The following is a 23,438-nucleotide window of genomic DNA, read 5'->3' on the forward strand; positions in this document are numbered from 1 at the left end:
TCGGACGTGTGCGGCAGCGCACGAGCTGAGAGCGACCGGGTGGCTCATTCCGAGCCACCCGGTTCGCCTTCGGCTGTGCAGCCGACCCCGTGCGATCTCGAGCGCCGGGCCGGGACGTGCGGCGATATCCTGGGGTACATCGTCGAGAGGTGAGCAGTGTGGCATTCGTCGGCAGTGCCTCGAGCGGGATGAATCGATGTAGTCGATGACTGACGTCGATCCGTTCGCGACGCAACGCGACGTGTCCGGTTCGGTCACGGCGGAGTTGGCGGCGGCCGGATTCGAGGACGCCCAGGAGATCGGCCGCGGCGGTTTCGGGGTCGTGTACCGGTGCACCCAGGCGGCGCTCGACCGCACCGTGGCGGTGAAGGTCCTCACCGCCGACCTCGACGAGCAGAACCGGGCACGGTTCCTGCGAGAACAGCGCGCGGCCGGCCGCCTGACCGGTCACCCCAACATCGTCAATGTTCTCCACGCCGGTGTCACCGAGAACGGGCGTCCCTTCATCGTGATGCCGTACCACGCTCAGGGTTCTCTCGACGCGCGGATCCGCCGCCACGGACCGCTCCCACTCGACGAAGCGCTGCGACTCGGGGTGAAGATGGCCGGCGCCCTGGAGACCGCGCACCGCCTCGGGATCCTCCATCGCGACGTCAAGCCCGGGAACATCCTGATCACCGATTACGGCGAACCTGCGCTGACGGATTTCGGCATCGCTCACATCGCCGGCGGGTTCGAAACCACCGCCGGCGTCGTGACGGGTTCGCCGGCGTTCACCGCCCCCGAGGTGGTGGCCGGTGAGCCACCGAGTCCCGCCGCCGACGTGTACGGCCTCGGCGCCACCTTGTTCGCTGCGATCACCGGCCATGCGGCGTTCGAACGCCGGAGCGGTGAGCAACTGATGGCGCAGTTCCTGAGGATCACGTCCGAGCCGGTTCCGAACCCACGTGAACACGGCATCTCCGACGACGTCAGCGCGGTCATCGAACGTGCGATGTCCGCCGAACCCGTGGCCCGTCCCTCCGCCGTGGACCTTGGTCGTCAACTGCGCGAGTCACAACTTCATCAGGGCTTCCCGGTCGACGAGATGGCCATGTACGCGGAACCGGGTGCGGTGCAGGGCGGAGCGTCAGTCCGGCCTTCGTGGTCACCGTCGGATTCGGGCCGAACGGGTGGACTTCCGCTGGAGCTCACCAGTTTCGTCGACCGCCGCACGGAACTGGCCGAGGCGACGAACTTGTTGTCGACGTCGCGGCTGGTGACGTTGACCGGAATCGGCGGGGTGGGAAAGACCCGGCTTGCTCTGCGTGCTGCCGCCAAGGCACAACGGAACTTCTCCGACGGTGTGACGCTGGTGGAACTGGCTGAACTGCTCGACGATTCGCTGTTGGCGGGCGGGGTGGCCGCGGCACTCGGGCTGCGCGACCAGTCGGCGCGACCCTCGCACGAGGTGCTCGTCGAGTTCCTTGCACCACGTGAAGTGTTGCTGGTGCTGGACAATTGTGAGCAGGTGGTGGCCGCCGCCGCGAAGCTCGCCGAAATTCTGCTTCGTGCGTGCCCTCGGCTGCGAATTCTCGCGACGAGTCGCGAACCGCTCGGGATCGGTGGGGAAACGGCGCTGCTGATCCCCCCGCTGCCCGTCCCGGATCCCGATCACCTGCCGAAGGGACTGCCCCGCAACGATGCGGTCACCCTGTTCGCGGAACGGGGCGCCACCGCAGTCCCGGGATTCGAGCTCACCGACGAGAACAAGGTCACCATCGCCCGAATCTGTCAGCGGCTGGACGGGCTGCCGCTCCCGATCGAGCTGGCTGCGGCCCGGCTTCGCGCGATGACGCCCGACCAGATCCTGCAGCGCCTCACCGACCGCTACCTGCTGCTCACTCGCGGCAGCAGGGACGCGCCGTCGCGGCAGCAGACGTTGCGGATGTGCATCGATTGGAGTTACGACCTGTGCACTCCTGTGGAACAACGGATGTGGGCGCAGCTCTCGGTGTTCGCGGGCAGTTTCGAACTCGAGGCCGCGGAACAGGTCTGCGATGGTGACGGCGCAGACGACCTTCTCGACACGGTGACGTTCCTCGTCGACAAGTCGATCCTGACGAGAGAAGAGTCGAGTAGCACGGTGCGGTTCCGAATGCTCGAGACCGTGCGTGCGTACGGGCGGGAAAAGGCGCAGGAGACTGGCGGCTACACGGAGCTTCGCCGCCGGCACCGTGACTGGTGTGAGCGGCTGGCGGTCGAGGCGGAATCCGAATGGATCAGTTCCCGGCAGCTGGCGTTGATCTCCAGACTGGCTCGCGAACAACCGAATTTCCGTGAGGCGCTGGATTTCTGCGTGTCCGACAGTCCCGAATCCGGACTGCGGATCGCTGCCGCTCTGTACCCGTTCTGGCTGTCCCGGGGTTTGTTCAGCGAGGGGCGGCGGTGGCTCGGTCGCCTCCTGGCTCGACGGCCGGCCGAGCTTACCGGCGATCGCGCCAAGGCGCTCTACGCCGGCAGTGTGCTGGCCGGAGTGCAGGGCGACATTCCGGTGTCGGACGCACTGGCCGAGGAAGCGCAGGCGGTCGCTGCTCGGACGGCCGACCCGCTGGTGCGTGCGCACGCCGAACACGCGGTCGGATACGCGGCACTGTTCGCGGGGCGCCTTCCCGACGCCCGCGTACATCTCGAGAAGGCCGTCCACGGGTTCACGGCACGAAACGACCTCTACGAGGTGGCCGCAGTCGTCGGCCTCGGCATGACGCACGACCTCTTGAACGACACGGAACGCGCCATCGAATGCCATGAGCGAGTCCTCGCGATCACCGAGGCGCAGGGCGAATCGGTCTATCGGTCGTACTCGTTGTGGGCGCTGGCCGTCGCGGTGTGGCGGCTCGGGGAGAGAGAACGGGCGGTGCGGCTCCTCGGGCAGGCGCTCCAGGTCGACCGTCGCGTGAACGACCGACTCAGTGCCAGTGTGTGCCTGCAGGCACTCGCGTGGATCGCCGCAGAGGGACAGGACATGCAGCGAGCGGCCGTATTGATGGGCGCCGCAAACGAGTTCACCCGATCGGTGGGCAGTTCGACGGTGTTGGTGCCCGGCCTGAGCGTGTTTCAAGACGAGTGCGAGCGCCAGACCCGACGGGCGATGAGTGAGCAGGCCTTCGCCGCGGCCCAGAGGAAGGGTGCGGCGCTCGGTTTCGATGCGGCCGTCGCCTACGCTCTGGGCGAGCAGGTTTCGCCCTCGTCGACGTCCGCCGGCCCGTCGCCCACACCGACGAAGCGGGAGCGTGAGGTTGCCGCACTGATCGCCGAGGGGCTGACCAACAAGGAGATCGCCGCACGGCTGGTGATCTCGCCCCGCACCGCACAGGGGCACGTGGAACATCTCCTGACGAAGCTGGGTTTCAATTCACGTGCGCAGATCGCGGTGTGGGTCGTCGAATCCCAGAGCGAGGGTTGATCAGGGCCACCGGCCGCCCGTGAAACGGCGTCCGGAGGCGTCGGCGGTGACAGAATGGCGACGACGGGTGATCCGAGTCGACGGGAGAAGTCGTGGACGGAATGGTCGGCGCTCATCGGCCACGCAGGCGAGCGGCCTGGATTGCGGTGGCCGCGATGCTCCTGACTGTGGCGGCGTGCGGGCAGTCGCGGAGCGATTCCGCCGTCGACGACGCCCCGTTGGGAAAACCCACCGTCGCCGCCACGGTGAGTGTCGGGAAGGGACCACTCCTCGATGTGACGGTGGACCCGTCCACCGGCGCCGCCTACGTCACCAGCAGCCGTGACGACTTGTTGTCGCTGATCGACGCCGACGGCGGCATCAGCGCCATCGAGGTGGGCCGGGCACCGGCTGGGGTGGCGGTGGATCCGTCCACCCACACCGCGTACGTGACGAGTCTGGCCGAGGGCGCGGTGTCGGTGGTCGACATCGAATCCCGGGCTGTCACGGCCACCATCCCCGTCGGTGCCGTGCCCCAGGGCATCGAGGTGGATCCGTCGACCCACACCCTCTACGTCGCCAACGTCGAGGACGGGTCGGTGTCCGTCATCGACACCGAGACCCGCACCGTGTCGGCCACCGTCGCGGTCGGGAACCGACCCGGGGGAATGGGCGTCGATCCGTCGACCCATGCACTGTACGTCGCGACAACGGGGCCGGGCGGGGTCGTGTCGGTGATCGACGCCGAAACCCTCACCGTCACAAATACGGTCGCTGCCGGCCGGAACCCGCACGACGTGGCGGTGGATCCCTCGACCCGGACGGCCTTCGTGCCGAACGCAGACGACGGTACGGTGTCGGTGCTCGACCTCGAAACCCTCACCGTCACCGACACCCTCCAGGTCGGAACGCAACCCTACGGGGCAACTGTCGACCCGTCGACGCATACCGCCTATGTCACCGATATGGATGACAATTCGGTGTCGGTGATCGACACCGAGACCCGCACCGTCACCGACACCGTCCCGGTCGGGAGCGGTCCGCAGGGTGTGGCCGTCGACCCGACCAGCCACACCGCCTACATCGTCAACCTCGCCGACGATACGGTGTCGGTGATCGAGCGGTAGCGGTGTCAGCTGCTCCCACCCGGTCATTTTCGGCCTCCTCAGGCACAGGCAGAACGGCTGGCCGGCTGTGCTCATCTGTGTTGTCCTTCGTTGCTGTCGTCGGGAGAGTGCGGGAGGCGGTCAGGAGCCCCCGCACCTGTCACCTACCGATGCGGGGAGGAGGAAGCCTCGATGCTGCCTGCCGCTGCCTTCCGCCTGTCCTGCCCTGCATTCGGTTGCTCGATCGACTCGGTGCGGAGCCTTTCGTATTCCTCGCGAGGGACCGGAACCGCGTCCGGCAGGCCGAGCTGGTTCAGGTGGACGCGGTGCGTCTCCCGGGTGGACCAGGCGGCGATCGCGGCGATGATCGCCAGTGCGAAGGAAATACTCCCGACGATGAGCGGCACGTTCTCCGAACCGGGCGGAGCGACAGCCGCGAACACAGTCGGGAGGAAGGCAATGATGACGAGGCCGATGTTCTGGGAGACAGCGAATCCCGTGACGCGGGTGCGGGTCGGGAACATCTCCTGGAAGAAGCTGACGAACGTCGCGTTCCACATTTGGTACAGGATGCCCCACATGACAATCGCCAGGATGACCGTCAACGCCACGTTCTTCTGACTGATCGCGAACATGTAGGCGTACGACAGCAGGCCGGAACTGAGCGAGCCGACGATCATCAGTGGTCGCCGCCCGATCCGGTCGGACAGATTACCGAAGAATGGGATGACGATTATTGCGGCGATGTTGGCCAGCACCGGGATCCACAGGTACGTCGTCGTGCTCATTTCGATGCCGTAACCCGGCTGCGTGGCGTATGCCGCACCGAAGACCGCCGTGGTGACACCGATGACGTTCGCGAGGGCCATGCAGACTGCACGCACCATGTTCCATCCGCTCTCGCGGACAACGTGAACGATCGGCGCCTTGGGGACCTCGTGGTGCGCTTCGGCTGTGAGGAACGCCGGTGTCTCGTCGACTCGCCGCCGGATGAGATATCCGGCAAGCACCACGATGCAGCTGAGTAGGAACGGGATTCGCCACCCCCACGAGTTGAACGCCTCAGCGGGTAACGCCATGGACAACGGGAGGAAAATCGCGGCTGCGATGATTTGTCCGGCCTGGGTGCCCTGCAGGGTGAAGCTTGCGTAGTAGCCGCGCCGGCCAAACGGCGCGTGTTCCACGATCATGGCGCTGGCACCACCGAGCTCGCCGGCGACAGCGAAACCTTGAACCAGCCTCAGCATCACCAGCAGGATGGGAGCCAGCACTCCGATCTGGCCGTAGGTGGGCAGTAGCGCAATGGCGAAGGTCGACATCCCCATCATCAGCATTGCGACGACCAGTACGTTCTTTCGACCGTGCTTGTCGCCCCACTGACCGAGAAGGAATGCTCCGAGTGGCCGTGCCACATACCCCACCGCGTAGGTAGCCAATGACGCGATCAGCGCCACGGCGGGACTCGCCGAGGGAAAGAAGATCTTCGGGAAGACCAGCGCTGCGGCTTGCGCATAGATGAAGAAGTCGTAGTACTCCAGCGCACTCCCGACCCAGCCACTCACCGCTGCCTTTTTCGGCGTCTTGCGGACATCCGTCGGGCTGGGTGTATCTGCACCCCCGCGCACCTCGTGTTGCATCTTTCCTCCTAGGTTCTTCAGTACCACGGCGGGTGGCCGTCGCGGCAGGGTTTCTTCAGAGATTTGACGCCGATATTTGGCCGGGGCGTCCGGCGAGTGCTGGGCGACCGCTGGTCGAGATCACAGGCAGCGACCAGATGTCCTGGTCGGACAGGTTCTGATCATGGTGCGGCGCAGCCACTCACAGCCCGGTGGTCGTGCGGCCGGCGCTCGTCACCATGGGAAGCGGACCGCGCATCTTCGAGCTGGCCACTTTGATCAACCTCTCGACGCGCGGCGTTCTCCGAAGTGGAGTCGTTGGTGTTCGGCAAGCGCTTCCCAGAGCACCACACGCCCTGCAGCATTGTCAACGAAAAATGTGGCGGCAGTCACTTGGCTTCGCCGCTGTGATGGGTTCGATATATGCGCTGAACTGGGGGTTTATTGGTTCGCGCCGGCCGGAATTGCATAAATCGCCGATTCACGCGTTCGGCATGCGCTTTCCCAAATCGAATCGGCCCGCTACGGTGGGGTTACGACCAACACAGGATCAACCCTCGTGGAGGATGCCAGGATGCCAGTACCAATTCCGATTCCTGTCGTGCTGGTGGGCGTGCACGGACACGGCCGCTGGCATTTACGGAATATCGACCGACTGATTCGCAGCGGTGCACCGATGCGCCTGGCCGGGATCTGCGACCCCCAGCCCTTGGGAAGCGAGGAACGCGACCTGGCCGGCGAAGTCCGGGTGGAAAGCCGTCTCGACGATCTGCTCGACGCAGTCCGGCCTCAGGTGACGGTCGTCTGCACTCCGATACACACTCATGCCGAGCTGGGCCTCGCGGCCGCGACTGCAGGTTCCCATGTGCTGCTGGAGAAGCCGCCGACGCCCACCCTCGCCGACTTCGAGCGGTTGTCGGCCGGCCTGGCGGTAACCGGGCGTAGCTGTCAGATCGGGTTCCAGAGCCTGGGGTCGCACGCAGTCCCCTACACCCGCGCGCTCATGGCCGACGGCGTGATCGGCGAGGTCCTCGGCATAGGAGCGGCCGGGGCGTGGCAGCGCGACGCCTCGTACTACGCGCGTGCCCCGTGGGCGGGGCGCCGCAGCATCGACGGCGTGCAGATCGTCGACGGCGCGCTCACGAACCCATTCGCTCACGCAACTGCCACCGCCCTGGCGCTCGACGGCGCCACCGGCGAGGAGGGTTTGCGAGAGATACAGGTTGAGCTGTTCCGGGCGAACCCCATCGAAGCCGATGACACCTCCTGCCTGCGCTTGGTGACTCGGCGAGGCACCACGATCACCGTCGCCGTCACTCTGTGTGCCGAACGTGCAGCTGAGCCGTACCTCATCGTGCACGGCACGCGCGGCCGCATCGTGCTCCACTACGAGACCGGCCGCGTCCGACTCGAGCGCGCGGGTCGGGTGACGACCACCGAGCACGCCGCCACCGACCTACTGGAAAACCTGGTTGCCCACGTACGAGATCCCGACGTACCACTGGTCGCGCCGGTCGCCGCCACCCGAGCCTTCATGCAGGTCGTCGAGACCGTGCGACTCGCCCCGGAACCGGCCGAGGTGTCGTCCGAGAACCGCGCGCTCGACCGGTCGGGGCCGCACCCGCGCTACGTCGTGCCCGGAATCGACGCGACGGTCGCGAGGGCAGCGGACGAACTCGCGCTGTTCTCCGAGCTCGACCTGCCCTGGGCCCACCCGACTGCGGCGGTGCTGCGTGACTGACACCCTGGCCACGCTACGGGCCGGCGGCATACCCGTGGCCGACTATGTGAGCGGGTTCGGGCTGGACCCGGACCTCGCACCGCGCCCACACCTCCACCCCGTTCGCACTCTCGGCGGCACGCCGGTGACCGCGACTCGACAGCCGGACCACCGGTGGCACCTCGGTGTGTCGGTCGCGCTGCAGGACGTCGACGGCTGGAACTTCTGGGGCGGGAGGTCGTACCTGCGTGGGCACGGATATACCTGGCGCGACGACCACGGCCGGATCGAGCACGCCGACTTCACCGAACTCGGCGACAGCGGGTTCGCGGAGAGGCTGCGGTGGCTGACCCCCCGCGGCGAGCAGCTGCTCGCCGAGTACCGCCAGATATGTGCCCGCATCGTCGAAACGGGCTGGGAACTCGAAGTCGTCACCGCTCTCACCAACACTGCAGACCGGCCGGTTCGGCTCGGCAGCCCGGCCACCAACGGCCGTGTCGGCGCAGGATACGGCGGTTTGTTCTGGCGGCTCCCGCATCCGGCTGGGGACGTGGGCGTAAGTACTGCCCGAGCAGAAGGCGAGCGCGGCGTGCACGGTTCGGTCGCACCGTGGATCGCCTGGACCGACCACGCCGCGGACTTCACGATCGTGGTGGCGGGTATCGATGACGCCACGCGGGCCGACCCCTGGTTCGTCCGGGTCGAGGACTATCCCGCCGTCGGGATGCAGCTGGCCGCTGTGGACCCGCTGACGCTCCCGGCCGGCGGGACGATTACGCGGGGGTTCCGCGCTCTCGTCGCCGACGGTGTTCTCGACAACAGCGTCGCGAACGAATGGACCGCAGGTGCGTGAGAGGCGCATTGGTCCCAGGACGGATGCGGTAAGCCCTTTCCGAGCGCCTAGGGACCGCCGAGACGGCTGCTCTCGCGCAGAATGACCTCGCCGGGTACCCGTTCGCAGGCATTGTCGCTGGTGGACGCGGGGTGCAGCGCAAGTTTGACGACGAGTTCGCCGATCGCGACCAGTGGTAGCGCCACGGTGGAAAGGCTGGGAACATGGTCGCGCAGTGTCGGGATGTCGTCGAAACCCGCGATACAGACGTCGTGGGGAACACTCAGATCCAATTCGCGCCATGCCGCGATTGCGCCGATCGCCATGACGTCGGTGACCGCGAAGACGCAGATCGGGTCGCCGTTACCCGGCGCTATGCCCAGTGCTGTGGCGAGGATTTTGGCGGCTTCGAAGCCGCCGTCGCGGGTGAAGTCCCCGGCAACTTCGACCGTGGGCGTGATGCCGTGGCGGCCGAGCGCGTCGACGAATCCGTTACGCCGATCACCTGCCGTGCGATTGTTCCCAGGACCCCCGAGAATCGCGAAACGGCGGTGTCCCTGCGCGATCAGAGCCTCGGCCAATTCGAATGAGAATGAATAGTTTTCGATCACCACGGCGGCGCCGAAGGTAACGGGCTGCCCGACCACCGCGATGCGGCCACCGTTCGCGCGGTAACGTTCGAACTCCGCTTCGAGACCCTGGTCGGGTTCGCTGCTCTGCCGTGAACCGGCAAGCACGATGGCATCGGCACGGTGTGCGATGAAGGTGCTGACCGCCTCCCGCTCGATGTCGAAGTCGCGATCCGTGCTCGCCAGCAGTACCTGCTTGTTCGCAGCGCGGGCCGCAGTCTGCACGCCTCGCATGATCGAGGAGAAATAGGGGTCGGCGATGTCGTGCACGATCAGCCCCAGTAGCCCGCTCGACGACCGTGCCAACGCCTGTGCCTGCGCATTCGGCACATAACCCAGTTCGCGTGCGGCGGCCCGAACGCGGTCGGCCACCCCTGCACCCGGCACCCGCGTGGAACCGTTGAGCACACGCGAGGCGGTCGCCTGCGACACCCCCGCCCGGATTGCCACATCCTGCAATCTCACTGCAACCATTCTTCGCACCTCTGTCGTCCTGGCGTTCTGACGCGGGTGGGTTCCGCGAAGAAGCCCGGGCCAATGTCTTGACTGAACTCTACTGACACCCTACCGTGGAAAGCGCATTCCAAGCGGTTCCGCCCCAGACAACGCGGCGGTGACAACCGAGAACGCCATTCCCGTCGACCTGAACCCGCTTGCACGGGCATCTCCCGTCGGCGCCCGAACAGAGAACAGGCAACTCATGACGACACCTTCTGCTCGCCGTACCCTGCGCATCGCCATGAACGGCGTCACCGGCCGGATGGGCTATCGCCAGCATCTGGTGCGGTCCATCCTCCCGCTCCGCGACTCGGGTCTCGTCCTCGAGGACGGCACCCGGGTGGACATCGAACCGATCCTGGTCGGCCGCAACGCCGCCAAGCTGGCCGAACTGGCCGAACTGCACGGCATCGGACAGTGGACCACCGACCTGGCCGCGGTGATTTCGGACCCGACAATCGACATCTATTTCGACGCGCAGGTCACTTCTCGCCGCGCCGAGGCGCTCACGGCCGCGATGAAAGCCGGCAAGCATGTCTTCACCGAGAAGCCCACAGCCGAGACACTGACCGAGGCCATCGAACTCGCCCGGATCGCCGAGAACGCGGGCGTGAATGCCGGTGTGGTGCACGACAAGCTGTACCTCCCCGGGCTGGTAAAGCTGCGCCGCCTGGTCGACGAAGGATTCTTCGGTCGAATCCTCTCCCTGCGAGGAGAATTCGGATACTGGGTGTTCGAAGGCGACGGGCAGCCGGGCCAGCGTCCGAGCTGGAACTACCGTTCCGAGGACGGTGGCGGCATCACGGTGGACATGTTCTGCCACTGGAACTACGTATTGGAAGGCATTCTCGGCAAGGTCGAATCAGTCACTGCGAAGGCAGTGACCCACATCCCCACTCGCTGGGACGAGAACCGCAATGCCTACGACGCGACAGCCGATGACGCGGCCTACGGCATCTTCGAGATGGAAGGTGGCGTGATCGCCCAGATCAACTCGTCCTGGGCGGTCCGGGTCTACCGTGACGAACTGGTCGAGTTCCAGGTCGATGGCACCCATGGATCCGCCGTGGCCGGGCTGAACAAATGCGTCGCCCAGCAGCGGGCACACACACCGAAACCGGTGTGGAACCCGGACCTTCCCGTTACCGAATCGTTCCGTGACCAGTGGCTGGACGTGCCCGCGAACGCCGATCTCGACAACGGCTTCAAACTGCAATGGGAGGAGTTCCTGCGGGACGTCGTCGCCGAACGCCGGCACCGTTTCGGCCTGCTGTCGGCCGCCCGCGGAGTGCAGCTCGCCGAGCTCGGTCTCCGGAGCTCAGCGGAGGGCCGTCGGCTGGAGATCCCGGAGATCACCCTGTGACCGCCGCAGCGACGCGTCTGACGGTTACCCTCCCGCGCGACGGACGCCTCACCGACTACGAACTCGGCGAACCTGGACCGTGGCGGCGACCGGTGGCCCCGCTGACGACCCGGATTGCGTACGCGGCCGCGCACGTCGTTCCCCGCGCTCTCGCAACGAACGTGCCCGGAGCACCGGCCGAACTCGACTGGGAGACCACGCTGGCGTACCGGCACGAGTTGTGGTCCTACGGCCTCGGGGTCGCCGACGCAATGGACACCGCGCAACGGGGTATGGGCCTGGACTGGCCGGCGACCGCCGAACTGATCCGGCGCAGCGGCGCCGAAGCCGCAGCAGTCGGCGGCCGGCTGGCCTGTGGTGCGGGCACCGACCAACTCGAACTGGCCGACATACCCTCCGGCAAGCAAGGCCTCACCGTCATCCTCGACGCCTACCGGGAACAGATCGACGTGGTGCGCAGCGCCGGTGCCCAGGTCATCCTCATGGCGTCGCGGGCCCTCGCGAAGGTGACCACCTCGGCGGACGACTACCTCGCGGTGTACGAGACCCTGTTGTCGGAGGTCGACCAGCCGGTGATCCTCCACTGGCTCGGCACGATGTTCGATCCCGCCTTACAGGGCTACTGGGGCAGCGAGCACATCCCGACCGCGACAGAGGTGTTCAGCGGTCTCATCGAGAGTCACAGTTCCAAGATCGACGGTGTCAAGGTGTCACTGCTCGACGCCGGGCACGAGATCGCCCTACGGCGAACACTCCCGTCCGCCGTGCGTCTCTACACAGGCGACGACTTCAACTATCCCGAACTGATCCTCGGCGACGACCACGGGCATTCCGATGCCTTGCTCGGCGTCTTCGCCGGCATCTACCCGGCCGCCTCGACCGCACTGCAGGAACTCGACGCGGGCAACGCCATTCGCGCGCGGGAGATCCTCGACTCGACGCGCGAGTTGGGCCGGCACATCTTCGCCGCCCCGACCTACTACTACAAGACCGGAATCGCATTCCTGTCCTGGCTCAACGGCAATCAAGCCGGCTTCTCGATGGTGGGCGGCCTCACCACCGGGCGATCGGTCGAACACCTGACCACCCTCTTCGTCCTTGCCGACCAGGCAGGCCTGTTGAGCGACCCCACGATCGCGGCGCACCGAATGCGCCTCTACCTCGAGCTGAACGGAGTCACCTCATGACCTCGACCGCTGTCGAGCATCTCGAAACTCAGTCCGGCAACCCCTATGCAGGACTGTCGCTGAACACGATGACGACCAAATCGTGGACGGTGGTCGAAGCAGTGGACGCCGCGGCCGCGGCCGGACTCGGCGCCGTCGGTCTGTGGCGCGACCGGGTGCAGGAAACCGGTGTCGAGAAAGCAGCAAAAATCGTGCGCGACGCCGGTATCCGCGTCTCGAGCTTGTGCCGCGGCGGGTTTCTCACCGACCTGGGCGACCCCGCAATCGCGCTGGAGTCCAACCGGCAGGCGATCGACGAGGCCGCCGAACTCGGCACCCGTGAGTTGGTCATGGTCGCCGGTGGCATCCCCGACCGGGATCTGGCCGGTGCCCGGCGGCGACTCGAGGACCGGCTCGCCGAACTCGTCCCCTACGCCGCCGAGCGGAACGTGCGAATGGCCCTCGAACCGCTGCACCCGATGTACTGCGCCGACCGCGCGGTGATCTCGACACTCGGCCAAGCCTTGGATTTGGCGGCCCCGCACCCCGCCGACACGGTCGGTGTCGTCGTGGACAGCTTCCACATCTGGTGGGACCCGGAACTGGAACAAGGCATCGCGGCAGCCGGTGAGCAAGGCCGCATCAGCTCCTACCAGGTTTGCGACTGGCTGGTCCCGATGGCCGCGGACCCGCTGCTCTCCCGCGGCATGATGGGTGACGGCGTCATCGACTTCGCTGTGCTCGGCGCCAGCGTGCGCGATGCCGGTTACCGAGGTGACGTCGAAGTCGAAATCTTCAACGAGGATATTTGGGCCACTGACGGGAACCAGGTCATCGAGACGATGAAGGACCGGTACCTCGAACTCGTTCGGCCGGCGCTGCTGAGGTGAGCTGAATGAAGGTCGTCTTCGCGCCGGATTCGTTCAAAGGTTCCCTGGGATCCGTCGAGGTTGCCTACGCACTGGCCGCCGGGTGGCGCTCGGTGCGCGCGGGCGATGAGCTCGTCGTACTCCCACAAGCGGACGGGGGTGAAGGCACACTCGACGTAGTCGCCGCTGCCTCACCCCGATACCAATGGCATGAAACCCAGGATGTGACCGGCCCGGACGGTCGGCGGGTGCATGCGAAGTGGTTGATGGATCCCCATCGCCACGCCTTCGTCGAACTCGCGCGGTCGTCGGGCATCTCCCACATGAGACGGCTGGACGCTCTCCGGGCAACCAGCAGAGGCCTCGGCGAGGTGATCGACGATGTGCTCTGTCACGGGGCTCGGTGCATCACGGTCGCGCTCGGGGGCTCTGCCTCCACCGATGGCGGCGCCGGGGCGCTGCGAGCCCTCGGATTGCGGATGCTCGACGCCGGCGGGACGCCGGTACGTGAGGGTGCGGGGGGTTTGCTCGATATCGCGCACGTCGACACGTCGCGACTGCGCGCACTGCCGCCCGGCGGGATCGAACTCCTCACCGACACCCGCGCCGTGCTGTACGGAAAGCGGGGTGCCGCGTACGTCTTCGGCCCGCAGAAGGGTGCACGTCCCGACGACGTCGAGGCCTTGGATCACGGCCTGCGCCACTGGGAAACGACGCTCGACGAAGCCGGGATGCGAGCCGACCCCTGCCGGCCCGGCGCGGGAGCCGCCGGCGGAGTCGGTTTCGGCCTGGCGACGTGGGGTGCGCGCTGTACGCCGGGTGCCGCGCGAATCTCGGACATCACGGGTCTGACTGATCACCTCGCCGACGCCGACCTTGTCGTCACCGGTGAGGGATGCCTGGATTCGACGTCGCTGACCGGCAAACTCGTCGGCCACATCACGGAAATCTGCGCCACCGCGGGCGTGCGCACACAGCTCGTCGTCGGCCAGGTCGCACCCGGCATGGGCAACCCTGCAGTTTCACTGACGGCGCTCGCCGGATCATCCAACGCTGCGCAACGCGACGCGAAACGCTGGCTTTTTACTGCCGGGGCTGCCGTCGCAGGCGGAGTTCCGACGACGAACACCGAAAGATGTTCGTGATCAGGTGATTTCGCTGATCCGAATCCGATTCTGTCCTAGTGACGTCCGTAGTTCGGCCTGTTCGATGTCCGTGTCCAGCTGCCCACCAAAGGATCTTCATGAAGCCTTCATCGACGTGCCCTTCCCCGGTGCGGACGACACCGCACAGTCGGGAAACGTTCGACCTCGTAAACTTTGCAGCCAAGTGGCATCCCTACGGAGGCGCGAGCGCCGAAGAAATCATGGTCACGTTCGGGCTGACACCCGAGCTGTACGAACTACGGCTGGGACACGCACTCGACTTCTATCGCAGTGAGCAGCTGCACCTTTCGCAGGAACTCCACCGAAACATGCGATCGTTCTGCTGGAAGCGAGTAGAGAGGAGGGAACGCGGCTGCACCCGCACGGCGACTCCGTAGTTTTCCGCCGCGGGCGGGTAGGCGTGTGTCAGTGTGGTGAGAGACCGAAACCCGCGGCCCACCTGGAGACGGTATGAACGTCGGTGTGACACGAAAAGCGATCGGCGTCGTCGTCGCGGTGCTGGTGTCCGGTGGACTGGCCGGATGCGGTGGCGACACGACTGAGACGGCGTCAATCTCGATCTCGGCGATCGGATCGAGCAGCGCCACCGAGGAGCAGGACGTGGTTCTCGCTCAGGAAGCGAGGTGGCTGACGGCCATCACCGCCGGTGACCGCGACACGATCGAGTCGATTCTGAGTCCCGATTTCAAGCACATCACGAGTGAGGGCGAACTCCTCGGTCGTGACGAGGAGATCGCGAGCATCGTTCCCGTGGCCTTCACGATGAATGCCACCGAGCAGACCGTCGACATCGTCGGTGACACCGCCGTGATCCACGGCGTCAACACCCTCACCGAGGCGGGCAATGTGCTGGCCCGGGAACGCTTCACCGATGTGTTCGTCAAGCAGAACGGCACGTGGATGGCACTGTCGGCGCAGGAGACCGCGATCTGACCGTCACCCGGGTGTCAGGGAACGAAGAACGTTCCGAAGCCCGGTGTTCCGATCGCCTGCGGGTCGACGAATGCGAGGACCTGACCCGAGCCCGGACGAATGGTGACGGGTTGAGCGTCCAGCGTCGGGAACGCTGCGGATCCGGACGCACCCGTGCCCAGACTCACCCAGTGGACGACCGCGGAGTGCGGGTTTCCGTCCCCCGGCGTGCGGCGCACGTGCAACACGGCGACGCCGGGTTGTTCGCCGACGGTTGCGGCAAGCCGGGGTGTGGGCAAGTCGACGAGCGGGATGACGGGGTCGACCTGGAACGGAACCGTGCTCGGTGCGGCGGCCGCGGTTCCCGATGCGAGGAAGCCGGAGATCGCGAGGGTCGCAAGGACGGTGGCGCCGACACGTCCGACAGCGTTGAGTGCGGTCATACGGATCGACCCTAGTCACTCGACCGGCGACTCGGCGCCGGTTCCAGTCTCAGGCGGTGGCGGGGACGAGTTCGGCGATCAGGGCTTCGACTCGCGTCTGGATCTCGTCGCGGATCGGACGAACCGCGTCGATGCCCTTGCCTGCCGGATCGTCGAGTGCCCAATCCCGGTAGCTGACCCCGGGGAAGTAGGGGCAGGCGTCGCCGCAGCCCATGGTGATGACCACGTCGGAGGTTTCGACGGTGTCGGGGGTGAGGATCTTCGGGGTTTGGTCGGAGATGTCGATCCCGATCTCGGCCATGGCCTCGACTGCGGCGGAGTTGATGGTTGCTGCCGGGGCGGACCCGGCTGAGCGGACCTCGATCCGATCTCCGGCGAGGTGGGTGAGGAATCCGGCGGCCATCTGGGAGCGGCCGGCGTTGTGGACGCAGACGAACAACACACTGGGCGTCGTCATGGGAGTGAACCTTTCGTGGCGGACGGGGACTGCGCGCGGAAGCGGGAACGGAGCGCGAGCGACACGTAGACGAGTCCGACGAGGACGGGGACCTCGATCAGCGGTCCGACGACACCGGCCAGGGCTTGCCCGGAAGTGGCGCCGTAGGTGGCGATGGCCACGGCGATGGCGAGTTCGAAGTTGTTGCCCGCGGCGGTGAACGCCAGGGTGGTGGTGCGCTCATACCCGAGGCCCATGGTCGCGCCGAGGGCGTAGCCGCCGCCCCACATGATTGCGAAATAGGCGAGAAGCGGGATCGCGATCCGGACGACGTCCCACGGCTGGGAGGTGATCTGCTCACCTTGGAGAGCGAAGAGGATCACGATAGTGAACAGCAGGCCGTACAGCGCCCAGGGCCCGATCTTCGGGATGAACTTGGTTTCGTACCAGGTACGACCCTTGGCTTTTTCGCCGAAGCGGCGGGTGAGGTAGCCGGCGAGCAGGGGGATGCCCAGGAAGATGAGCACCGACTTCGCGATCTGCCACGGCGAGGTGTCGATGGTGGTCTGCTCGAGGCCGAGCCAGCCGGGCAGCACGGACAGGTAGAACCAGCCGAGCACGGCGAACATGATGACCTGGAACACCGAGTTGATCGCGACCAGCACGGCGGCGGCCTCGCGGTCACCGCAGGCGAGGTCGTTCCAGATGATGACCATGGCGATGCAGCGGGCCAGGCCGACGATGATCAGCCCGGTGCGGTACTCCGGCAGATCCGGCAGCAGCAGCCAGGCCAGGGCGAACATCAGCGCCGGACCGAGCACCCAGTTCAGCACTAATGATCCGATGAGCAGTTTGCGGTCGCCGGTGACGGTGTCGAGTCGGTCGTAGCGGACCTTGGCGAGCACCGGGTACATCATGATCAGCAGGCCGAGGGCGATCGGCAACGAGATGCCGTCGATCTCCACCGCGGACAGGGCATCACCCAGGCCGGGAATCATCCGGCCGAGGAGCAGTCCGGCGACCATGGCGACGCCGATCCACACCGGCAGGAACCGGTCGAGGGTGGAGAGTTTGCCGACGACGGCCGGGTGTTCGGTGGTCGAGACCTCGCTCATGCCGGAACCTCCGTGGAGGTGCAGGTCTCGGACGGGACGACCGGTCCACTCTCGGTCAGGAGCACAGCAGACAGCTGCTGCAGTGCCGGCGGGATCACCCAGTAGTACACCCAGGTGCCACGACGCTCACAGTCCAGCAGTCCGGCGGCGCGGAGCACCTTCAGATGATGCGAGATCGTCGGCTGCGACAGGTCGAACGACTCGGAGATGTCGCACACGCAGGCCTCACCACCGGCGTGGCTGGCGATCAGGCTCAGCAGGCGCAGGCGCACCGGATCGCCGAGGGCCTTGAACATCCGGGCCAGATCCCCGGCCCAGTCCTCGGTCAGTGGTTCACGCGCGAGCGGCGAGCAACACGCGCCACCGTCCGACGATTCCTGATTCGACATACGTCGATATTGACAGATGTCGAATCAGGGTGCAACGCGTAGGACGGCCAGGGCGCGGATCAGGCCGAGCGCCGCGTATTACTCGGCACGTCCGGACGGGAAATGCACCGACCCGTCATTCCCGATGCAACCACCCTGGACGGGGCCGCTGCCGAAGAAGACGCCGTTGAGTTGCCCGCTGCCTCCAGGGGGATTCGATCCGACTCCCGCGCCGCCGACGCCGATCGCCCCACACTGGTAACTGTTGTTGTCCATGGGGTGGTCGTTGTGGACGTGAAGCTGCGTGCCGGGGGTGCTCGGGTCCCCATGAAATGCCGGTGCCGCCGCCACGACGCCCGAACCGAGCGCAAAAAAGGCGGCGATCGCGGCCGATGTAATCGCCGTGCGCAATGCGAACGTGTTCATCTGATGTCACCTTTGATTCGATTGTCGCCCGGCTTCTCACCGGTCGATGATTCTCGGGTTACGCATGATTTCGGTGTATCCGTTTTCCCGATGAAACAATTATGGTCCGAGCCGTTGGCGGAAATCACCCCTTCGAGCGGCTTATCGGTGTTTCCACTGCGACGTCCGCGCCCCCTCGCCGCGGCCGAAAAGGCACTGGTTGTGACCCCGTGCGTGCCGCCACACCGAAACCACGTGACCCCGAGGGGTTCACGTGTGAGTTCCGGACGACCGCTAGCGTTGGAGTGCCCGATATCCGTACGTCCGAGGGGACACTGCCACGCATGACCGGTGACGAGATTTCGGAAGGCAACGACGCGCACCCGACCGCGACGCCACAGTTGCGCCGCCGGTTGGGGGTGTTCGACTCGGTGATGATCGGCCTCGGGTCGATGATCGGGGCGGGGATCTTCGCCGCGCTGGGGCCTGCCGCGTCCGCCGCCGGAGGCGCCCTGCTCGTCGGGTTGGCCGTGGCCGCGGTGATCGCGTACTGCAATGCCCACTCCTCGGCCCGGCTCGCGGCGCTGTATCCGCAATCCGGTGGAACCTATGTCTACGGCCGCGAACGCCTGGGACCGTTCTTCGGATATCTGGCGGGCTGGGGATTCGTGGCCGGCAAGACCGCGTCGTGTGCCGCGATGGCCCTGACCGTCGGCGCCTACGCCTGGCCCGGCCGCGCGCATCTCGTCGCGGTCGTCGCCGTCGCCGCCATCACGGCGGTGAACTACCTGGGTGTGCAGAAGTCCGCGCTGGTCACCCGGGTCATCGTGTTCGTGGTGCTCGCCGTCCTCGCTGTGGTCGTCGTCGTGTGCCTGACCGGTTCCGACACCGGCTTCGACGGGCTCGCGATCACCGCGGGTCACGGCGTGGCCGGAGTCCTGCAGGCCGCCGGCCTCCTGTTCTTCGCGTTCGCCGGGTACGCCCGGATCGCCACGCTCGGCGAGGAGGTGAAGGACCCGGCCCGGACCATCGCCCGGGCGATCCCCATCGCTCTGGCGATCACTCTCGTCGTGTACCTGTGCGTCGCGATCGCCGTCTTGAACGCGCTCGGCGCCGACGCACTCGCTGCCGCGACGGATCCACTCGCGCAGGCCGTTGCCGCTGTGGGGTTCGGGGGCCTCGAACCGGTGGTCCGGGTGGCTGCGGTGATCGCGGCGCTCGGCTCACTGCTCGCCCTGATCCTGGGGGTGTCACGGACCACGTTCGCAATGGCACGGGACGGCAACCTGCCACGTCTGCTCGACGCCGTCCACCCCCGGTTCGCGGTGCCCTATCGGGCCGAGTTGGCCGTCGGCGTGGTGGTGGCGCTTCTCGCCGCGACAGCGGATCTGCGCGGTGTCATCGGGTTCTCCTCGTTCGCGGTGCTGGTCTACTACCTGATCGCCAACGCATCGGCCTGGACCCTGTCCGCGAAACCGTGGTCGCGGCTGGTGGCCGTCGTCGGCGCCGTCGGATGTGTCGTTCTCGCCGCGTTCCTCCCCCTGGCTTCGGTGATCTCGGGTGTGATCGTCCTCGGAGTCGGGGCCGTGATCTACGGGATCCGTTCGGCCCGCCGGACCTGACTGTCGCGAATGGCCTGGCACCCCGCACAGCATTTCGACAATCTTCCGACGGCAATTCGCCTCGGGCAGTCGTCTCGCGTGGGAGTCTTCAACGACTATCCCAGCGCTGGGAGAAGGTGAGAATGTTCGTCCTGGTCCGGCATTCCCATGCGGGCGACAAGAAGCAATGGCACGGCCCCGACGTCGAGCGTCCGCTGAGCCCGCTCGGGCACGAGCAGGCCCACGGCCTCGTCGCGGCGCTGAGCGGCATCGAGATCGAGGCACTGCTGTCGAGTCCCACTACCCGTTGTCGCCAGACGCTGCTGCCGCTCGCGCAGGCGCGCGGTCTGCCCATCCACGACGAACCGCTGCTGGCACCGGACGCACCCCCCGACGAACTGTTCGCCGCGCTACACAGACCCGACGCCGACCGGGCGGTTTTCTGCACCCACGGGGAGATCCTCAACGCGCTGGCCGAGTTCGCGCAGTCGCGCGGAATACCGGGCCTCCCTCCCCCAGGGGCGACCGCAAAAGGGGGCGTGTGGTTCGTCGACTGCGGTGCAGGTCCGCCCCCGGCGCTGCGGTACCTCGCGCCGATTCCGACCGGCTGACCTCGACTTCTAGGCCGGCGCGAGCCGGGCGGCGTCCTCCCGGGCCTGCCGCGCATTCTGCAGTTCCAGGCCGTACAACAGGCCGAACGTGAAACCGTTCTCGCCCGGTGTCGTGCCGGCGCGGGCGCCGAGCGTCCGGAGCGTCTCCGCGGCGACGACGCTGTCCTGGTGCTCGCCGAGAACTCGCTGCATCTTCTTGAACTGTGCCGCCTTCTTCTTTGCCGACTTCCTCCCCAGAATCGGTGCGGCCAGTTCGGCGGCGTACCGGGCTCGTTTGGCGGCCTTCCGCGCGCGGTGCAGGGCGGCATCGTCGTCGCCGGCAGCCGCGGTGGCGACGCGCGTGAGCGCCTTGCGTTCGGCTTTCCGCACGCACTTGTCGATGACGCGGGGATCGTCGCCGGCCTCAGCGGTCAGCGGTGGCGTGGTGCGCCACCGCGCCAGCGTAGCCAACAGCGCACGGTAGCGGTCACCGTCGAGGGCTTCCATTACTTCCTTCATACGACGGAGTTGCTCGGCGAGCAGATCGTTCTCGATGCGCGCGGCGACCGGGCCCATCACCAGTTCGGAAGGCAGGGCCGCGAGAGCGTCCGCGAAGCGTGCGCGTTGCACCTGCCGATCCCGCACCTCTCCGAGCAACCCGGCGTACCACGACAGTTCCGCGTCGAGTTCTGCCCGCGCGGTCTGATCGAACAGGCGCCCGAATACCCGCAGCGTGCTGCGGAAACGCCGGATTCCCACGCGGGTGGGATGGACCGGGTCCAGTCCACGACGCAACCACACGTCGCCGGCCACGATCGCCTGGATCTGGGCATCCAGGTAGTCGACGAGCACCGCTTCCACCGTCGTCCGGGTCGTGTCGCCGCCGTCGACCGCGAGGTGCGCGGCGCTGAGCACCCGGCTGAGCTTCGACGGATACCGCGACGGCTGCGCTCCGCGGCGGGTGAGGCGTTTACCGATCTTCCCGAGCAGTTTCTCGTTCCCGGCGTCGCCGAGTTCGACCTCCACCTCCCGCCACTCGCTCAGGACTGCGCGATCGCCGGCGACGGCACCGCGCACGCGGTCGTCGGCCACTTCCGCCAGCAGACGGTCGTCTCGGTCGAGGAGTCGCTGCGTGCGTCGCACGGTTTTCAGCGTCGCCACCGGGTGCACGGGTTTGCCCAGTGCGACACCCGCAATCATGGTCGCCAACTCGTCGGGAACCGCGTCACTCTCCCCCGGATGCATCCGAATCTCGGTGCGGGCTTTGTCGGCGGGGACCTTCAATTGCCATCCCACATCGGCATCCCCGCTCCGGCGGCGGAACGTGATCTTCTGACGGAGCAGATCGCGGTCATCCGTGTCGTAATAGACGCTGTTCAGATTTACCGTGCCCTGCTCGATCCGGCCCCCGGCAGGTATCACGTCCTCGAGATCCGGCAGGACGAATTCGAGCCCCACCTCGTACTTGTCTTCCCGCTCGCGCTGCGTCGACACCATGGACCCAGTCTGCACCCACAACGGCCGTCCCGGTCTCCGGCGCGCGATCGGCACGGAGTGCAGTTAATCTGTCAGCGGTGCAGTTGTCGATCGCACCTCGTCGCCGGAGCCGAGCGTTGCGAAAATCTGTCCGCAACTAGTTCTTTCACGCGGTCCATCGGGTCGCCCGCATTCCCAGTGCCCTGACTGTGCTCGGTCTTCCAGAGGGGGATGACTCCGCATGTGCAAACCGAACAGGCATCACGACCTCGCGCACCCCGCACCGGGACTCGACTGGATAACGAGGGCTCGGTGTCGAGAAGGAGACCCGGATCGGCTTTTCGTCACAGGCGCCGCGCAACGCAAGGCCGCCGCCCTGTGCCGGCACTGTCCGGTGCTGATGGAATGCGGCGCGTACGCACTCGACAATCGAATCGAATTCGGCATCTGGGGTGGGATGACGGAACGTCAGCGCCGTGCACTGCTCGCTGCGCATCCGGGGGTCCGCTGGTCCGAGCGCTTCACGAACCCTCCACCTGTGGGGTGAGGATTGATCGAGCCAACCCGACGAACCGGGAGAATAGCTCTCACTCGGCCAGGTAGAGAGCCACCCGGAAGTATCGGGAATCGCGACGGAAGGTCGGTGTGGTGACGCCGTACCGCTCGATGAACTCGTGTTGTTCGATGAACCGAAGGTCACCGGACATGCCGGGCATCGAGTACTGCCGATTTGGCATGCGCCAGGTGCCTGTGTCGGGTACGTCCCACATCTGTACGTTGTCGGGCAACAGTTTCCAGCCGTGGTCGGTGTGCAGTTCGAGGTTCGCGACGACCTCGATCGTCGCGATCACTCCGCTTACGGACACGGGCTGAGGGGAGAAGCCCGGGTACCTGTCGACGTAGAAGACTCCTCGGCCGGCACCGTTCGGCCGCACCTCGACCTCCTCTGCCAGCGATCGGAGCTCGGCGGGAAGCTGCTGCTCGTCGAGCCACGAGAGGGCGGTGGTCACGGTGTCACCCCGGTGCCAGACGGAGTCTGTGGAAACAGGCTCGTCGTCGACGAAGACCGTGAGCGTCTGGGGTGAGGCATGTTCAGGCGTGCGTCGTGGTCGATCGTCGAGCATCGTCAGACCCCGCGCAGTAGGCGGACCGATGGGCGAAGCCATCGGGCGCGGGGTTACCTTGCAGCAGACGATACGCGCCTGCGGCATCGGTTCGCCCGCCGCTGCCGCACTGAACGCGGCAGCGGCGCCGGCGGAGGGCCGTCCGATCGATGCGAAATCAGTACGGCAAAGACGAGCAGCTGGGGCGGTCGACGACGGCCTGACCCTCGCAGAGCATGGCCTTCTCGTCGTCGTCGAAACGGTCGCGCCGATCGCGGTCGCGGGCATCGCGGTCCGACTGCGAGACCACTGCGACATCGGTCCCCGACGAGGCGGGCATGGCGTGCGCGATTCCGGCGGCGCCGGTGACAGAGAAAGCAACCGCGGCGAACATCAGGCCGGCGCGAATGGCGGTGTGGCGAAACATGCGGAGTCCTTGGTGGTGTGTGGTCGAGTATTCCTTGGCCACAACAACACTGCCTTCCGGTGAAGCGGTTCGACAGCCACCCTAGGGTGCGTGTTGCCCACCCCTGTGCCAACGCCGGGAACGCGTCTGGGCTGGAGTGGTGCCGTCGCCGCGAACGTCGATGACCGAGGCCT

General features: G+C 66.6%; 22 protein-coding genes. 12 read left to right on the plus strand and 10 right to left on the minus strand.

The features are described 5' to 3' along the window. Positions 1-205: 205 nt before the first annotated feature. Positions 206-3,445 carry a protein kinase gene (locus CJ177_RS23440; protein WP_095868700.1) on the plus strand — a complete coding sequence of 1,080 codons (3,240 nt, stop codon included), beginning with the start codon at positions 206-208 and terminating at the stop codon, positions 3,443-3,445. Positions 3,446-3,600: 155 nt separating this feature from the next. After that, positions 3,601-4,551 carry a YncE family protein gene (locus CJ177_RS23445; protein WP_257014647.1) on the plus strand — a complete coding sequence of 317 codons (951 nt, stop codon included), beginning with the start codon at positions 3,601-3,603 and terminating at the stop codon, positions 4,549-4,551. Positions 4,552-4,694: 143 nt separating this feature from the next. Here the strand turns inward: CJ177_RS23445 and CJ177_RS23450 are convergent, their stop codons facing one another. Then, a complete protein-coding gene (locus tag CJ177_RS23450) occupies positions 4,695-6,167 on the minus strand; it encodes an MFS transporter (RefSeq protein WP_037182371.1) in 1,473 nt (490 codons plus the stop codon). A gap of 553 nt (positions 6,168-6,720) precedes the next feature. On the opposite strand from CJ177_RS23450, the gene CJ177_RS23455 reads away from it, so the two are divergent. Continuing rightward, positions 6,721-7,887 (plus strand): Gfo/Idh/MocA family protein, encoded by a 1,167-nt coding sequence (locus CJ177_RS23455; RefSeq protein ID WP_095868702.1) that lies wholly within the window; start codon positions 6,721-6,723, stop codon positions 7,885-7,887. Then, positions 7,880-8,719 (plus strand): PmoA family protein, encoded by an 840-nt coding sequence (locus tag CJ177_RS23460; protein WP_025433543.1) that lies wholly within the window; start codon positions 7,880-7,882, stop codon positions 8,717-8,719. The genes CJ177_RS23455 and CJ177_RS23460 overlap by 8 nt, the downstream gene beginning before the upstream one ends. 47 nt (positions 8,720-8,766) lie before the next feature. Here CJ177_RS23460 and CJ177_RS23465 read toward each other — a convergent pair whose 3' ends face one another. Next, on the minus strand, positions 8,767-9,801 hold the full coding sequence (locus tag CJ177_RS23465) for a LacI family DNA-binding transcriptional regulator (protein ID WP_025433542.1): 1,035 nt from the start codon (positions 9,799-9,801) through the stop codon (positions 8,767-8,769). A 226-nt stretch (positions 9,802-10,027) separates the two neighbouring features. Between CJ177_RS23465 and CJ177_RS23470 the strand changes: the two genes are divergently transcribed. From CJ177_RS23470 to CJ177_RS23495, 5 genes are all read left to right on the plus strand, one after another. Next, complete coding sequence (locus CJ177_RS23470; protein WP_095868703.1) at positions 10,028-11,188, plus strand: Gfo/Idh/MocA family protein; 1,161 nt, start codon at positions 10,028-10,030, stop codon at positions 11,186-11,188. Beyond that, positions 11,185-12,375 (plus strand): dihydrodipicolinate synthase family protein, encoded by a 1,191-nt coding sequence (locus CJ177_RS23475; protein ID WP_257014649.1) that lies wholly within the window; start codon positions 11,185-11,187, stop codon positions 12,373-12,375. The genes CJ177_RS23470 and CJ177_RS23475 overlap by 4 nt, the downstream gene beginning before the upstream one ends. After that, a complete protein-coding gene (locus CJ177_RS23480; protein ID WP_095868704.1) occupies positions 12,372-13,244 on the plus strand; it encodes a sugar phosphate isomerase/epimerase in 873 nt (290 codons plus the stop codon). The genes CJ177_RS23475 and CJ177_RS23480 overlap by 4 nt, the downstream gene beginning before the upstream one ends. A 5-nt stretch (positions 13,245-13,249) precedes the next feature. Then, a complete protein-coding gene (locus CJ177_RS23485; protein WP_095868705.1) occupies positions 13,250-14,368 on the plus strand; it encodes a glycerate kinase in 1,119 nt (372 codons plus the stop codon). A gap of 471 nt (positions 14,369-14,839) precedes the next feature. After that, the gene (locus CJ177_RS23495; RefSeq protein ID WP_095868707.1) at positions 14,840-15,322 is read left to right on the plus strand and encodes a nuclear transport factor 2 family protein; all 483 of its coding nucleotides are present in this window, start codon (positions 14,840-14,842) and stop codon (positions 15,320-15,322) included. A 14-nt stretch (positions 15,323-15,336) separates the two neighbouring features. On the opposite strand, the gene CJ177_RS23500 is transcribed toward CJ177_RS23495, so the two are convergent. From CJ177_RS23500 to CJ177_RS23520, 5 genes are all read right to left on the minus strand, one after another. Beyond that, a complete protein-coding gene (locus CJ177_RS23500) occupies positions 15,337-15,744 on the minus strand; it encodes a hypothetical protein (protein ID WP_005249893.1) in 408 nt (135 codons plus the stop codon). 49 nt (positions 15,745-15,793) lie between these two features. Beyond that, positions 15,794-16,201, minus strand: coding sequence for an arsenate reductase ArsC (locus CJ177_RS23505; RefSeq protein ID WP_061040776.1), 408 nt, complete (start codon positions 16,199-16,201; stop codon positions 15,794-15,796). After that, a complete protein-coding gene (gene arsB, locus CJ177_RS23510) occupies positions 16,198-17,295 on the minus strand; it encodes an ACR3 family arsenite efflux transporter (RefSeq protein WP_095868708.1) in 1,098 nt (365 codons plus the stop codon). The genes CJ177_RS23505 and arsB overlap by 4 nt, the downstream gene beginning before the upstream one ends. Further along, entirely contained in the window at positions 17,292-17,684 is a 393-nt protein-coding gene (locus CJ177_RS23515) for a helix-turn-helix transcriptional regulator (RefSeq protein ID WP_095868709.1), read from the minus strand. Before CJ177_RS23515 ends, arsB begins: the two co-directional genes overlap by 4 nt. A 78-nt stretch (positions 17,685-17,762) precedes the next feature. Then, positions 17,763-18,089, minus strand: coding sequence for a hypothetical protein (locus CJ177_RS23520; protein ID WP_005249899.1), 327 nt, complete (start codon positions 18,087-18,089; stop codon positions 17,763-17,765). 323 nt (positions 18,090-18,412) lie between these two features. On the opposite strand from CJ177_RS23520, the gene CJ177_RS23525 reads away from it, so the two are divergent. Both CJ177_RS23525 and CJ177_RS23530 read left to right on the plus strand, forming a co-directional pair. Next, entirely contained in the window at positions 18,413-19,690 is a 1,278-nt protein-coding gene (locus CJ177_RS23525; RefSeq protein WP_179443268.1) for an APC family permease, read from the plus strand. 122 nt (positions 19,691-19,812) lie between these two features. After that, positions 19,813-20,280: a histidine phosphatase family protein gene (locus CJ177_RS23530; protein ID WP_095868711.1), complete on the plus strand. Its 468-nt coding sequence runs from the start codon at positions 19,813-19,815 to the stop codon at positions 20,278-20,280. Between the two features lie 9 nt (positions 20,281-20,289). On the opposite strand, the gene CJ177_RS23535 is transcribed toward CJ177_RS23530, so the two are convergent. After that, positions 20,290-21,756: a CYTH and CHAD domain-containing protein gene (locus tag CJ177_RS23535; protein WP_095868712.1), complete on the minus strand. Its 1,467-nt coding sequence runs from the start codon at positions 21,754-21,756 to the stop codon at positions 20,290-20,292. Positions 21,757-21,976: 220 nt separating this feature from the next. On the opposite strand from CJ177_RS23535, the gene CJ177_RS23540 reads away from it, so the two are divergent. After that, complete coding sequence (locus CJ177_RS23540; protein WP_095868713.1) at positions 21,977-22,282, plus strand: WhiB family transcriptional regulator; 306 nt, start codon at positions 21,977-21,979, stop codon at positions 22,280-22,282. A gap of 40 nt (positions 22,283-22,322) precedes the next feature. On the opposite strand, the gene CJ177_RS23545 is transcribed toward CJ177_RS23540, so the two are convergent. Together CJ177_RS23545 and CJ177_RS23550 are read right to left on the minus strand one after the other, a co-directional pair. Further along, the gene (locus CJ177_RS23545; protein WP_257014651.1) at positions 22,323-22,745 is read right to left on the minus strand and encodes a hypothetical protein; all 423 of its coding nucleotides are present in this window, start codon (positions 22,743-22,745) and stop codon (positions 22,323-22,325) included. Between the two features lie 271 nt (positions 22,746-23,016). Then, the gene (locus CJ177_RS23550) at positions 23,017-23,265 is read right to left on the minus strand and encodes a hypothetical protein (protein WP_005567996.1); all 249 of its coding nucleotides are present in this window, start codon (positions 23,263-23,265) and stop codon (positions 23,017-23,019) included. Positions 23,266-23,438: the final 173 nt, after the last annotated feature.

Origin of the sequence: Rhodococcus sp. ACPA1 (genome assembly GCF_002300195.1) — a bacterium.
Taxonomy (GTDB): domain Bacteria; phylum Actinomycetota; class Actinomycetes; order Mycobacteriales; family Mycobacteriaceae; genus Rhodococcus_F; species Rhodococcus_F opacus.